The 12,501-nt window shown below is 67.0% G+C and carries 12 protein-coding genes and 1 pseudogene; 6 read left to right on the top strand and 7 right to left on the bottom strand.

Annotation, left to right across the window (positions count from 1 at the left end; genetic code table 11):
• The first annotated feature begins 4 nt into the window (after window positions 1-4).
• The gene (locus L8G49_RS09810) at window positions 5-298 is read left to right on the top strand and encodes a 4a-hydroxytetrahydrobiopterin dehydratase (protein WP_242137960.1); all 294 of its coding nucleotides are present in this window, start codon (window positions 5-7) and stop codon (window positions 296-298) included.
• Window positions 299-305: 7 nt separating this feature from the next.
• Here L8G49_RS09810 and L8G49_RS09805 read toward each other — a convergent pair whose 3' ends face one another.
• Entirely contained in the window at window positions 306-1,100 is a 795-nt protein-coding gene (locus tag L8G49_RS09805) for an SDR family oxidoreductase (RefSeq protein ID WP_242185010.1), read from the bottom strand.
• Window positions 1,101-1,416: 316 nt separating this feature from the next.
• On the opposite strand from L8G49_RS09805, the gene L8G49_RS09800 reads away from it, so the two are divergent.
• A complete protein-coding gene (locus tag L8G49_RS09800) occupies window positions 1,417-2,205 on the top strand; it encodes an ABC transporter ATP-binding protein (protein WP_242185005.1) in 789 nt (262 codons plus the stop codon).
• Window positions 2,202-3,743, top strand: coding sequence for an ABC transporter permease/substrate-binding protein (locus L8G49_RS09795; protein ID WP_242185003.1), 1,542 nt, complete (start codon window positions 2,202-2,204; stop codon window positions 3,741-3,743). The genes L8G49_RS09800 and L8G49_RS09795 overlap by 4 nt, the downstream gene beginning before the upstream one ends.
• A gap of 225 nt (window positions 3,744-3,968) precedes the next feature.
• Here the strand turns inward: L8G49_RS09795 and ubiG are convergent, their stop codons facing one another.
• Entirely contained in the window at window positions 3,969-4,709 is a 741-nt protein-coding gene (gene ubiG, locus L8G49_RS09790; protein ID WP_242184992.1) for a bifunctional 2-polyprenyl-6-hydroxyphenol methylase/3-demethylubiquinol 3-O-methyltransferase UbiG, read from the bottom strand.
• 66 nt (window positions 4,710-4,775) lie between these two features.
• On the opposite strand from ubiG, the gene L8G49_RS09785 reads away from it, so the two are divergent.
• Window positions 4,776-6,035 (top strand): aspartate kinase, encoded by a 1,260-nt coding sequence (locus L8G49_RS09785; protein WP_242184983.1) that lies wholly within the window; start codon window positions 4,776-4,778, stop codon window positions 6,033-6,035.
• Window positions 6,036-6,070: 35 nt separating this feature from the next.
• Here L8G49_RS09785 and L8G49_RS09780 read toward each other — a convergent pair whose 3' ends face one another.
• The 4 genes and pseudogenes from L8G49_RS09780 to L8G49_RS09765 all read right to left on the bottom strand — a co-directional run bounded on the left by L8G49_RS09780 (window position 6,071) and on the right by L8G49_RS09765 (window position 9,614).
• The gene (locus L8G49_RS09780) at window positions 6,071-6,769 is read right to left on the bottom strand and encodes a hypothetical protein (protein WP_242184981.1); all 699 of its coding nucleotides are present in this window, start codon (window positions 6,767-6,769) and stop codon (window positions 6,071-6,073) included.
• 10 nt (window positions 6,770-6,779) lie between these two features.
• A complete protein-coding gene (locus tag L8G49_RS09775; RefSeq protein WP_242184980.1) occupies window positions 6,780-7,820 on the bottom strand; it encodes a hypothetical protein in 1,041 nt (346 codons plus the stop codon).
• Between the two features lie 334 nt (window positions 7,821-8,154).
• Window positions 8,155-9,012: pseudogene (locus L8G49_RS09770) on the bottom strand (NAD(P)-dependent oxidoreductase); the annotation flags it as partial.
• Window positions 9,013-9,197: 185 nt separating this feature from the next.
• Window positions 9,198-9,614 carry a secondary thiamine-phosphate synthase enzyme YjbQ gene (locus L8G49_RS09765; protein WP_242137952.1) on the bottom strand — a complete coding sequence of 139 codons (417 nt, stop codon included), beginning with the start codon at window positions 9,612-9,614 and terminating at the stop codon, window positions 9,198-9,200.
• 45 nt (window positions 9,615-9,659) lie between these two features.
• Between L8G49_RS09765 and L8G49_RS09760 the strand changes: the two genes are divergently transcribed.
• Together L8G49_RS09760 and L8G49_RS09755 are read left to right on the top strand one after the other, a co-directional pair.
• Window positions 9,660-10,691 carry a nitronate monooxygenase gene (locus L8G49_RS09760; RefSeq protein WP_242184976.1) on the top strand — a complete coding sequence of 344 codons (1,032 nt, stop codon included), beginning with the start codon at window positions 9,660-9,662 and terminating at the stop codon, window positions 10,689-10,691.
• Window positions 10,692-11,083: 392 nt separating this feature from the next.
• Window positions 11,084-11,275, top strand: coding sequence for a hypothetical protein (locus L8G49_RS09755; protein WP_242184974.1), 192 nt, complete (start codon window positions 11,084-11,086; stop codon window positions 11,273-11,275).
• A gap of 339 nt (window positions 11,276-11,614) precedes the next feature.
• On the opposite strand, the gene L8G49_RS09750 is transcribed toward L8G49_RS09755, so the two are convergent.
• A complete protein-coding gene (locus L8G49_RS09750; RefSeq protein ID WP_242141082.1) occupies window positions 11,615-12,427 on the bottom strand; it encodes an SDR family NAD(P)-dependent oxidoreductase in 813 nt (270 codons plus the stop codon).
• Window positions 12,428-12,501: the final 74 nt, after the last annotated feature.

Raw genomic sequence — 12,501 nt, 5'->3', positions numbered from 1 at the left:
ATGAGTGACCGTGGAGCCGCTGAACGACGAAGACCGGGCCGCCGCGCTCGATGGGCTCGACGAATGGGATTATGACGAATCGCGCGATGCGATCACGCGGCGCTTCACCTTCGCCGATTTCAGCGAGGCGTTCGCGTTCATGACGCGAGTGGCGTTGCTGGCGGAGAAGGCGGATCATCATCCCGAATGGTCGAACGTGTGGAACCGCGTCGACATCGCGCTGACCACGCATGACGCGGGCGGATTGTCGCACAAGGACGTCGCGATGGCGGAGGCGATCGAGGCGCTGGTCGCCTGACCGCGCGTCAGCTCGGATCCGCCGCGATCCCCCGGCGCATCATCTTGCGCAGGCGCCCCGGCAACCAGCGTGCGGCGAACGCCATGCGGTCCGCGGTCTTGCCGACATAGGTGTGGACGCGGTTGCCATGCACCGCATTCCACGCCGCCTGCGCGACCTGGTCGACCCCGGTCAGTTCGAGCCCCGCGCCGGTCACGACGTCGCGGATCGACTGGTTGCTGTTGCCCGCGGGCGCATGGAGCAACGGGGTGTCGATGAAGCTCGGGACGATGTCGCGCACCTTGATCCCTGCGGCGTACCATTCGCCGTCGAGCGCCTCGGTCAGCGCGCGGACGCCGAACTTGGTCGCGGAGTAGACCGGCAGCCCGGACGACCCGTAGATCGCCGAGGCGGACGCGGTGTTGAGCAGGCACGACCCTTGCGTCCGCGCGAGATAGGCGTAGCCGATCTTCGCGCCGTTGAGCACGCCGACGAGGTTGATCGCGACGACCCGGTCGAGATCCTCGAAGCGCATCTCGGCGATCGGCCCGCCCGTGCCGATTCCCGCATTGTTGAACAGCACGTCGAGCCGCTCCCCGGTGGTCGCGACGAATGCGTCGAGGCTCGCGACCCAAGCGTCGCGGTCGCGCACGTCCATGACATAGGTTTCGGCCATGCCCGGCGGGAGCAGCGCGGCGGTGTCGGCGAGGCCCTGCCGGTTGACGTCGGCGAGCCCGACGCGCCAGCCCTTGCCGGCGAACAGCTTTGCCGTCGCCTGCCCGATGCCCGAGCCGCCGCCGGTGATGAAGATCGCCTTTTGCATCCCATTCCCCTTTGTATGCCCGACGTGTCCCGCCGATCCGGGCCGCACGGGCTTTGGCGTGAAGTCTGGGGCATGGCGGGCCCGGGGACAAGCCCGGGTCGGCACGCGGTTTGCGGGGGCGGGTTAGGGGCGCTTCTCCTTTTCGCTTCCCCGGCGAAGGCCGGGGCCCGAGAGCGGGCCCGGTTATTATCGGGTGCTGCACCCGGATTACATCGACCTTCGCTGCTGGGCCCCCGCCTTCGCCGGGGAAGGGGAAGCTTACGCATGGCCCGCAACGGGTTTGACGCCCGCTGAACCGTCCCGCACAAGCATCGCAATGGTGCAATCCCCCCCTTCCGGCCCGACCGTCGCGTTCGACGCCGTCTCCAAACGCTATTCCGGCGGGACCGTGGCGGTCGATCGCGTCTCGGTCGAGATCGCGGGCGGCAGCTTCGTCGCCTTGGTCGGCAGCTCGGGGTCGGGCAAATCGACGTTGCTCAAGATGATCAACCGGCTGATCGAACCAAGCGAAGGTTGCACACGCATCGCTGGCGCAAACGTTGCGGACGAGCCCGCGCCGGTGCTGCGGCGGAAAATCGGTTATGTCTTTCAAAACATTGGTTTATTCCCGCATATGACGGTCGCCGAGAACATCGCGATCGGGTTGCGGCTGGCGGGCGGGGACGGCCACGATGCGGACCGCGTCGGCGCGTTGCTCGACCTGGTCGATCTGCCTCGCGCGGTTGCCACGCGGCTCCCCGATGCCTTGTCGGGCGGGCAGCGCCAGCGGGTCGGTGTCGCGCGCGCGCTCGCGACCGCGCCGGGGCTGATGCTGATGGACGAACCGTTCGGCGCGCTCGATCCGGTCACGCGCGACCAGTTGGGGCATGCGATCCGCGCGCTGCACGACCGGCTCGGGCTCACCACGATCATGGTGACGCATGACATGGCGGAGGCGCTGATCCTCGCCGATCGCGTGCTGGTGATGGATGCAGGCCGGATCGTCGCGGACGAAACGCCCCGCGCCTTGCTCGAAGGCGCAGGCGGGCCGGTCGCGCAGGCGCTGGTCGCGGTGCCGCGCGATCAGGCGCAGCGGATGCGCGCGCTGGCGGGCGACGTGGCATGACCGGCCCGTTCCTCGAGGCGATGACCCGCGTGCCCGATCTGCTCGCCGCGCATTTGCTGCTGTCCGCCGCCGCGCTGATCCTAGGGCTCGCGATCAGCCTGCCGCTTGCGATCTGGTCGGCGCGGTCGCCCGGCGTCGCGCGCTGGACGCTCGGCATCGCGAGCCTGGTCCAGACGATCCCGAGTCTCGCGTTGCTCGCGCTGTTCTACCCGCTGTTGCTGTTCCTGTCGGGGCTGGTCGGCGGCGGCATCCCCGCGCTGGGGTTCCTGCCGTCGCTGCTCGCGCTGTCGCTCTATGCGGTGCTGCCGATCCTGCGCAATGGCGTCACCGGGCTCGCGGGGATCGACCCCGCCGTGATCGAGGCGGCGGATGGCGTCGGGATGACGGCGTGGCAGAAACTGCGGCTGGTCGAGGCCCCGCTCGTAGCACCCGTGCTGATGGCGGGGATCCGGACCGCGGCGGTGTGGACGATCGGCGCGGCGACGCTGTCGACCACGGTCGGCCAGCCAAGCCTCGGCGACATGATCTTCGCCGGACTCCAGACGCAGAACTGGGCCTTGGTGCTCGCCGGGTGTTTCAGCGCGGCGGCGCTGGCGCTTGCGGTGGATACGCTGCTCGGGCTGATCGAGCGGTCGATCGCGCGGCGGCGGCGCGGGGTCGCGTTGGGGGCGGGGGGCGTGCTGATCGCGGGGGTGCTGCTTGCGCTCGCGCCGCTGTGGCCGACCAGCGGGAGCGTCGTCACGATCGGCGCGAAGAACTTTTCGGAGCAATATATCCTCGCGCGGCTGATCGGCGATCGGCTCGAGCAGGCCGGCTACAAGGTCCGGTATCGCGACGGGCTCGGCTCGGCGGTGATCTATGGCGCGGTCAGCTCGGGCGCGATCGATATCTACGTCGATTATGCGGGCACGATCTGGACCAACGAGATGAAGCGCCGCGACACGCCGAAGCGCACGGCGATGGTGTCGGCGATCGGTGCGTGGAGCGCGCGGACATCGGGCGTGAAGGTGCTCGGGTCATTGGGGTTCGAGAATGCCTACGCCTTTGCGATGCGGGGGAATGCGGCGCGGGAACGCGGGCTGGTGTCGCTCGATGATCTGGTGCGCGCGGCGCCGGGGTTGACGTTCGGGGCGGACCTCGAGTTCCTCGAACGCCCCGAGTGGGCCGCGATCCAGCGCGCCTATCCGATCCGTTTCGGCAGCGCGCACGCGTATAGCCCGAGTTTCATGTATCGCGCGCTGGAGAGCGGGCAGGCGGACGTGATTTCGGCGTTTTCCTCCGACGGGCGGATCGCGGCGCAGCACCTGACCGTGCTGAGCGATCCGCGCGGGGCGATCCCGGGGTATGATGCGATCGTGCTGGTGGGCAAGGCACATGCGCACGACGCGAAGTTCCTCGCGGCGGTGCAGCCGTTGATCGGGCGCGTGTCGGTCGACGCGATGCGCACGGCGAATTACCAGGTGGACCGCGATGACGCCAAGGCGTCGCCGGAGGCGGCGGCGCGGTGGCTGGGGCGGACGATCGGGGTGGCGCGGTGATTTGCTCACGGTGGGGTGCGGGTGCTGCTGGCGGTGACGCGCAATTCACCGCAGGCGGGAATGCCGGATCATCACGCTAGTCTAGGGTACCACCCCGACGAAGGCCGGGGCCCAAGCGAAATGTCCGCGTTGTTGAAGCGCAGCAGCCGCCGCTACCGTCCCTCTATTGGGCCCCGGCCTTCGCCGGGGTGGTGCCGCCAGGAGGAACACGAAAGCGCGTCCCCCTCAGTCGCGCACCGCCGTCACGAAATAATCCAGCCCGGTATCGTCGCTTAGCACGAATCCCTTGGCGACCGAAAACGCCAGCCCGCGCACGTCGATCACGCGCAAGCCCGCCGCCTCGACCAATGGGGTCAGCTCGTCCGGCGTCAAAAACTTGTTCCAGTCGTGCGTCCCGCGCGGGATCGTACCGCTCCCCTCGGCGAAAGTGATCAGCGCGAGCCGTGACAGCGCGGTCCGGTTCGGCGTCGACAGCACCAGCAGTCCGCCCGGCGCAAGCGCACGCGCGAGGCCCGCGACGAACCCTGCCGGATCGGTGACATGTTCGATCACCTCCAGGCTGGTGACGAGATCATAGGTCGCATCGGCGAGATCCTCGACGCTGCCGGTGCGATAGTCGATCGAAAGCCCCGACGCGGCCGCATGGATCCGCGCCGCCGCGACGTTCTCCGCCGCCGCATCGAGCCCGGTGACGTCCGCGCCCAGCCGTGCGAGCGGTTCGCACAGCAGCCCCGCGCCGCACCCGACATCGAGCGCGCGCTTGCCGGCGAGGGGCGTGAACCCCGTCTCGTCGCCATGCCACTGCGCGTCGATCTGCGCGCGCAGATACCCCAGCCGCACCGGGTTGAGCCGGTGGAGCATCGCGGACGAGCCCTTGGGATCCCACCACTCGGCCGCCATCGTGCCGAAGTGCCTGGCCTCGGCCGGGTCGATAGTGGTTACAGACGTTACGGTTGCGCTATTCATACCCGCTTTCTATCAGGACCACCCCAATACCCCAAGCCCCACCCCAAGGACTTCGTGACCCGGACCATGGCACGTATCGTGATGAAATTCGGCGGCACCTCGATGGCTGGGATCGAGCGGATCCGCTCGGTCGCCGCGCGGGTGAAACGCGAAGTCACGGCGGGCAACCAGGTCGCGGTCGTCGTCTCGGCGATGGCGGGCGAGACCGACCGGCTGGTCGGCTTCTGCCGCGAGGCGTCGTCGCTGTACGATGCGCGCGAATATGACGTCGTTGTCTCGGCGGGCGAGCAGATCACCAGCGGGTTGCTCGCGATCGCGCTCCAGGCGGCGGGCGTGCCCGCGCGGAGCTGGCTCGGCTGGCAATTGCCGATCGCGACGTCGGACGCGCACGCGTCGGCACGGATCGAGCATATCGACATGGCTGCGCTCGAAACCAGCCTTGCGGCGGGCGAGGTCGCGGTGATCCCCGGGTTCCAGGGGGTCGACGATGACGGCCGCGTCACCACGCTCGGGCGTGGCGGCTCCGACACCTCGGCGGTGGCGATGGCGGCGGCGATGCAGGCGGACCGTTGCGACATCTACACCGATGTCGACGGCGTCTATACCACCGACCCGCGGATCGTGCCGCGCGCGCGCAAGCTCAAGAAGGTCACCTACGAGGAGATGCTGGAACTCGCCAGCGTCGGCGCGAAGGTGTTGCAGACCCGCTCGGTGGGCCTTGCGATGAAGGAAGGCGTCCGCGTCCAGGTGCTGTCGTCCTTCACGGGTGAGGACGCGCCGATGGCGGATACATTACCCGGCACGATGATCGTGGGCGAAGAGGAGATCGACGATATGGAACGCCAGCTCATCACCGGCATCGCGCATGACAAGAACGAAGCCAAGATCACGCTGATCGCGGTGCCCGACAAGCCCGGCGCGGTGGCGGCGATCTTCGCGCCGCTCGCTGCGGCCAACATCAACGTCGACATGATCATCCAGAACATCGCGCATGCGGCGGGATCGACCGACGTGACCTTCACCGTGCCCGCCGCCGACCTCGCGCGGTCGATCGAGGTGCTCAACCAGGGGCGCGGCGCGATCGGGTTCGGCGAACTGGTGCACGACACGCGCGTTGCGAAGATCTCGGTTGTCGGGGTGGGGATGCGCAGCCATGCGGGTGTCGCCTCGACGATGTTCTCGACGCTCGGCGAGCGCGGGATCAACATCCAGGCGATCTCGACCAGCGAGATCAAGGTCTCGGTGCTGATCGAGGAGGATTACACCGAGCTTGCGGTGCGCGTGCTGCACACGGCCTACGGGCTGGATGCGGAGGATGCGGCCTGAAGCGTGCGGCCTGCGGTGGCGCGACGGGGAAAGGCTCAGGTCGTCGTCAGCGTACCCGTGCCGGTGGAGTCGAAGGTCAGTAGATATGTGTCACCAAGCGGCATCGACCACGCCGTCTGGCTGTTGGTGACGGGGTCGCCGATCGTCTGCGTGCCGCTGGACTGAGCAAGCACATAGCCGCCCGCGTTGACCAACACGGTGGCATTGGGGCTGGCGGGCACGGCATAGGCGAAGAAGACCAGGCTGGTGCCAAGCCCGAAACCGATGGTCACGGCATATTGCGTCCCGTCATAGACGGGCATCTTCCAGCCGGCGCTGTCGTGGGTGACGGTGATCGACGGGGTAAGCGCGAGACTGAACACGTCGGCATCGCTGGTATAGACGTAGGTCGCGGTGTTCGCCGCGATTTCCCCCGTCTTGTAGGCGGCGGCGAACCACCACAGCGGCAGATCCCGGTTGAAATCGATATAGACCTTTGTGTCGACGGTCTGCAGCGCCGCGACCATCTGCTGCCCTGACGGCGGGATGGGGCTCGCGGCGGCGAAGGTTGCGACGAGCGGGATCGCATAGTCCACCTCCGCGACGATCTCGACGGTGGTCACCGACGTTCCGCCAGTAGCCGCGAACGTCGACGTCGCGGTTACTGGCGGAAAGCGGCGGCGGGCATCTGCCCGGTCGGCCGGCGTGATGGCGAACGGCTGGCCCGTCGCATCCGAGCCCGCCGTCGTGTCCATCGTCCGCCGCTTATGGCTTTTGCGAATGAAAGATCGCGTTTGCGCCCGCTACGACGATATCCTTGACCGCTTGCGCGGACAGCGCTCCGTTATAGGTAAAATTGACGCTGGTTGCGCCATCGGTACTGCCGGTGACGTTGAAGGTAACGCCGCTCATCGTGAAGTAGAGGAATCCGGCGGCGAGTGCCGTCAGCACCGTGATCGTGCCGCTCAGGATCGCATCTTCCGCGACAGCGGGATTCGCGCTCATAGGAGGCCAAGTCACGGCCGTGACGAGGTCTTGCTGAACGGTTCCGTCGGACAGATAGGCTACGGCGGTGAGTTCCCGAATGCGCGCAGACGTGAGCAGCGACAGGTCGTCGAGCAGCGCGAGGCTGGTCGGCTTGCCGGGGGTGACGCTCCAAGTTCCATTGTTGAGCAGCGTCACCGTAGCTGCAAAATTGCTGAACGAGGACGGCACGGAGAGTTGCGCAGCGTCGTTGCTGACCTGCGTCCAGTCGGCCAGCGTCGATTCACCGTAGGTCCCGGCACTGACATAGAACTTCAGTTGGGGGGTCAGCGTACGGCTCTGGTTTGGCGTCGGCGACCACGTCATGCCGATGAACCCGGCCATCGTCTGGATACCAAACGACTGGCTCGCATACCAGTTCAGCGCTTCGTTGCTGGCCTGATCGAAGGGGTTGGTCGATATCTTGATCGTATTGGCGGGGGCAGCGGCAGCGTCCAGCGTCAGCTTGGGGCCCTTGTTCGGCGGCACGTTGGCATAAACGGCATCCCAGGTCTGGGTCAGGTCGCTGTCCTGGGAGATCGTCGAATTGATCTGTACGTTCAGCCCGACCGCGTTGTTGCTGGCACCCGCTGCGACGACATATTGCACTGGTACCGTGAAGGAATTGGTCGAGGGATCGTTCGGGTCGATGGCCAGGGAGACGCTCGAATTGGCGTCGACGGTCGGGTCGCCGGCAAGTTCCTGCGGGGGCGTCAGGAACAGCCAGAAATTCTGTTGATAGTTCATCTGGTTGACCAGGTAGATTGTGTAATTCGTTGTCATGATATCCTCCGGGAGCGTGGAAGACGCGGAACAGGCCGGCGCCCGAATGGGTCGGGCGGCTCGCTGCACGCACACGGGGCGCGTGACGACAGGGTGCGAACGGATGCGCTTCAACACGAGGGCTCGGAACGGACCGTAACCACGTCACGGCACAGATGGAGCGACGGATCGCGCCGGCCGGAGACCTCAACAACTCTCTATCAGGCAATCAAACAGGGCTGTCCTGGAGTCGAAGCCGAATCGGTGCAATCGTCGATCCACCCCGGCCAATCGTGCCGGAACGGTTGCGATAGCCCGCGAGCATGCGATCAGAGACCTGAGCGCCGCGCCCCGTTCAGCGGGAGAACGGCCGCGCGGCAACCGCCGACCAGTCCTGGTCCGCCATGCCGTCCTCGACCGCGTCCGCCATTCGCGTGCGGATCGCATCCAGCACGGGAAGCGTGACGTTCGCCGCGTCCGCCAGCTCGGTCGCGAGCCGCAGGTCCTTGAGGCCCAGCTTCATCCGGAAGCCCGGGGTGAAATCCTCGCTCACGATCTTCGGCCCGTAATTCTGATACGCCTTCGACCCGAACAGCGTGCCGGTCATCAGCGCAAGGAACGCGGCCTTGTCGACGCCATTGTCGCCGACCAGCGCGAAGGCTTCGCCCATCGCCTCGATCGCCATGGTGATCATCATGTTGCCCGCGATCTTGGCGGCGTTGGCGCTGCTCGGGTCGGTGCCGAGCGGCCAGACCTTGCTCGACAGCAGCTCGAGCAGCGGATGGACCCGCGCAACCGCGGCCTCGTCGCCCGCGACGACGACGTTGAGCTGCGCGGCGGCGGCGGCATCGGGGCGGCCGAAGACGGGGGCGGCGACATAGCCGATCCCGCGGCGCGCATGGTCGGCGGCGAGCTCCTTCGAGAAGGCGACCGAGATGGTCGATGCGACGACATGGATCAGGTCATGTTTCACGCTGTCGAGCGCGCCCGAATCGAGCAGCACGCTGCGGATCACCGCGTCTTCCGACAGCATCGTGAAGACGACCTCGCTGCGCAGCACATCGTCGAGCGTGCCGATCGTCACGCCGGGCGCATCCTCGGGCTTCACCGGCGAGCGGTTCCACGCGACGACGCGGTGCCCGGCCTTGGCGAGGTTGGCCGCCATCGCGCTGCCCATCAGGCCGAGGCCGACGAATCCGATTTCCATGGTGGTGCTCCAGCGATGAGAGGTTTCGGGCGTAGCGTCTCGGACAGGGTTAAGTTCCCAGCGGGGTGCGCGCTACGGGCAACGGTTCCGTCACCCCGGCGCAGGCCGGGGCCGCCATGTTGTGATGAGGACTGGCGTTGCGCGCGCAACCATGGCGGCCCCGGCCTGCGCCGGGGTGACGCGGACGGTTCTTATTCCCCGATCAGGTGCACCGCGATCAGCCGGCGATGCGCGCTGCGGCGATGCTCGAACAGATAGAGCCCCTGCCAGGTGCCGAGCACGGGCTCGCCACCCGCGACCGGGATCGACAGGCTCGTCGCGGTCAGCGCGGCGCGCAGGTGCGCGGGCATGTCGTCCGCGCCTTCGTCGTCATGCTCGTAGCCCGCGTCTTCCGGCGCGATCCTGGCGAAATAGCGTTCCACGTCGCGGCGCGCGGCGGGGGCGGCGTTTTCCTGGATCAGCAGCGAGGCCGAGGTGTGCCGGACGAACACGGTCAGCAGCCCGGTGGTGATCCCGGTCGCCGCCACCCAGCGGTTCACCGCGCGCGTGCAGTCATGCAGCCCCTGGCCGGGCGTATCGAAGCTGAGTTCACCGATTTCTTGTCTCATGCGCGGGGCTTGCCCGAAACCCCCGGCCAAGGCTAGGCCAGTCCCATGAACCAGACCTCCTCGATCGGCGCCGAGCGCCTTCAGCGCCGCATGGCACGTGGCGCGGCGTTCCTCGGCAGCGAGGTCGCGATCGTCTGCGGCGCGATGTCGTGGGTGTCCGAACGCAACCTCGTCGCCGCGATCTCGAACGCGGGCGGCTTCGGGCTGATCGCGTGCGGCGCGATGACGCCGGAGCTGCTCGACCGCGAGATCGCCGCGACCAAGTTGCTGACCGACAAGCCGTTCGGGGTGAACCTCATCACGATGCACCCGGGGCTGTTCGACTTGATCGACGTGTGCACGCGGCATGCGGTCGGGCATGTCGTGCTCGCCGGCGGGCTGCCGCCGACGGGGTCGATCGACAAGATCAAGGCGGACGGCGCGAAACTGATCTGCTTCGCGCCCGCGCTGAGCCTCGCCAAGAAGCTGATCCGCAGCGGCGTCGACGCGCTCGTCGTCGAGGGGATGGAAGCGGGCGGGCATATCGGCCCGGTGTCGACCAGCGTGCTCGCGCAGGAGATCCTTCCCGAAGTCGCCGACAAGGTGCCGGTGTTCGTCGCGGGCGGGATCGGCCGGGGCGAGGCGATCGCGGCGTATCTCGACATGGGCGCGGCGGGCGTCCAGCTCGGCACGCGCTTCGTCTGCGCGACCGAGAGCATCGCGCACGCCAATTTCAAGAAGGCGTTCCTCCGCGCCTCGGCGCGCGATGCGGTGGCGAGCGTCCAGCTCGACTCGCGCCTCCCCGTGATCCCGGTGCGCGCGCTCAAGAATGCGGGGGCGGAGCTGTTCACCGCCAAGCAGCGCGAAGTCGCTTTGTCGCTCGACGAGGGCAAGGTCGCGATGCTCGAGGCGCAGCTGCAGATCGAGCATTATTGGGCGGGCGCCTTGCGCCGCGCGGTGATCGACGGCGATACCGAGCACGGCAGCGTGATGGCGGGCCAGTCGGTCGGCATGGTGACGAAGGAAGAACCCGCCGCCGAGATCATCGCGAGCCTGATGGACGAGGCGGCGGCAGCGCTGGCGCAGCGCGCGGCGTAAGCGCGTGATAAGGTGCGGAAAAGTATTGTAAAAAAGACACCCTTGCCGTTGGCGGGGTCAGTGCCTGACGATCGGAAGGTTAGCATAAGGTTAGGCGCAAACCGCTGCGCGGCGCGCGGTTTGCTGGGTCGATCGTTGCGGGTCCGGACGGTTCAAAGAGCGGGATCGGCGTATAGCGGAGATAGGGTTTGTAGGACAGCGCGGCGACCCGACGGGGCATCGCAGGGCGCTGGTGCGGGCCGACCGGCTTCAGAATGGGGGGCGTCGGACGGGGGAATGGGTGGATGCCAAGGGTAGACGGTTTGCTTCACTGCGGCGGCAACGAGCGGCCGGTCGGCTGACGTTCGGTTGCCGACATTGCCTACCTTACCGGGCCGCGATAGCTTGGTCCTATGTGGACTTTCGTCGTTTGGAACATCGCGGCCCTGGCCGCCGCCATCTACTGCTTAGTCAAAGCCGTGATGGACCTGCGCGCGCGACGGTATGGGTGGGGGATCGTCGGTTTGGTAAGCGCGGTTGTGTTCTTAGTAACGCCTATTCAGACCCGCGCGGTAAAGATCGACCTTCCAGTCGCCGAGAAATGACCGCCTTCGACCACAGCCGGTCGGTCAGATACCTCCGACGAGCGTCCGGTCGTGACGGAAGCTGCCGATCGCGCCGATCGAAGCAGACAATCGGCAACGCGCCCACAGACGGCTGTTCCTAACCGACTCAGATGGTCCCAGAACCGGCCATCCTCCCGGGGTTCTTGCCCGGCAGCGTGGTGCCCAAAGCCCGCAGCCTGTCGCCGCGCGTGGGGATGCTGAAGCCTCGACCTTCGTTTCATCTGCCTTCCCGTTGCGTTCAGATCGGCGGTTCACCCAAACAGCAATCCCTGTCAGCCCAATTTGAAACGGATCGTCGGTCGCGAGGATTAGAGCCCGTCAGGGAATTGACGAGAACCCGCCATCGACGTGGAGATTGACGCCGGTGATATATCCAGCGAGCGGGCTTGCGAGGAAGGCGACCGTATCGGCAAGTTCGCTCAATTCTCCAACGCGGCCAAGCGGGACGGCGGCGAACAGCGGCAGCACGCCACGCTGAATGTCCTCCCAAGGCGCATCCTCAGCCGCGATCCCGCGCGCCGCTGCTACAGCCCGGAAACCACCCTCCAGTTTGTCGCTCTTGATCGTTCCGGGTGAGATCGTGTTGACCGTGATGCCGTCGGCGGCCACCGCTTTAGCCATCGAGGCGGTCAGGGCGTTTATCGCAGCCTTCGCGGCGGAATAGTCCGGCCCTGTCGCGGGGGGCATCGTTGCCGCGCCGCTCGAAATGTTGATCACGCGGCCCCAACGGGCCTGTCGCATGAAGGGAAGAATCCGTGTGCTGACCCGCACCGCAGCAAGGACGTTGCGGTCATACGTCGATGCCCATCCGGCAGACGTGGTCGACTCCCAGTCGCTTTTCGGACCGGAACCACCGGCATTGTTGACCAGAATATCGATCGCACCGACCGCCTCTCGCGCCTCGGCTACCAGCCGCTCAACCGCGTCGTCGTGCGTCAAATCGCCGAGCACCGCATGCGCGCGCCCGCCGCCTGCGACGATGGCGTTCACGACACGTTGGGCCTGCTTTTGGTCGCGTCCGTGGATGACGAGCGCCGCACCCTCGCGCGCCAGAGCCAAAGCGATGGCTTCGCCGATCCCCTTACTGCTCCCAGTCACCAGGGCCGTCTTGTGGTTGAGTTGCAGGTCCATCGTCCAAAGCCCATCTTACGTCGCTGATGAGGAGGTAGGTCGATCGTGACGGCGAGTGAGACAAGTACGCACTT

Source organism: Sphingomonas sp. CARO-RG-8B-R24-01 (assembly GCF_022662295.1).
Lineage (GTDB): Bacteria > Pseudomonadota > Alphaproteobacteria > Sphingomonadales > Sphingomonadaceae > Sphingomonas.
The sequence above is the reverse complement of the archived record's forward strand: the minus strand, read 5'-3'. Positions and strand labels throughout refer to the sequence as shown.

Coding starts and splice junctions, on each gene's coding strand:
- L8G49_RS09805 (WP_242185010.1), bottom strand. CDS start 1,100: ATGCAAAAGGCGATCTTCATCACCGGCGGCGGCTCGGGCATCGGGCAG.
- L8G49_RS09800 (WP_242185005.1), top strand. CDS start 1,417: ATGGTGCAATCCCCCCCTTCCGGCCCGACCGTCGCGTTCGACGCCGTC.
- L8G49_RS09795 (WP_242185003.1), top strand. CDS start 2,202: ATGACCGGCCCGTTCCTCGAGGCGATGACCCGCGTGCCCGATCTGCTC.
- ubiG (WP_242184992.1), bottom strand. CDS start 4,709: ATGAATAGCGCAACCGTAACGTCTGTAACCACTATCGACCCGGCCGAG.
- L8G49_RS09785 (WP_242184983.1), top strand. CDS start 4,776: ATGGCACGTATCGTGATGAAATTCGGCGGCACCTCGATGGCTGGGATC.
- L8G49_RS09780 (WP_242184981.1), bottom strand. CDS start 6,769: ATGGACACGACGGCGGGCTCGGATGCGACGGGCCAGCCGTTCGCCATC.
- L8G49_RS09775 (WP_242184980.1), bottom strand. CDS start 7,820: ATGACAACGAATTACACAATCTACCTGGTCAACCAGATGAACTATCAA.
- L8G49_RS09765 (WP_242137952.1), bottom strand. CDS start 9,614: ATGAGACAAGAAATCGGTGAACTCAGCTTCGATACGCCCGGCCAGGGG.
- L8G49_RS09760 (WP_242184976.1), top strand. CDS start 9,660: ATGAACCAGACCTCCTCGATCGGCGCCGAGCGCCTTCAGCGCCGCATG.
- L8G49_RS09755 (WP_242184974.1), top strand. CDS start 11,084: ATGTGGACTTTCGTCGTTTGGAACATCGCGGCCCTGGCCGCCGCCATC.
- L8G49_RS09750 (WP_242141082.1), bottom strand. CDS start 12,427: ATGGACCTGCAACTCAACCACAAGACGGCCCTGGTGACTGGGAGCAGT.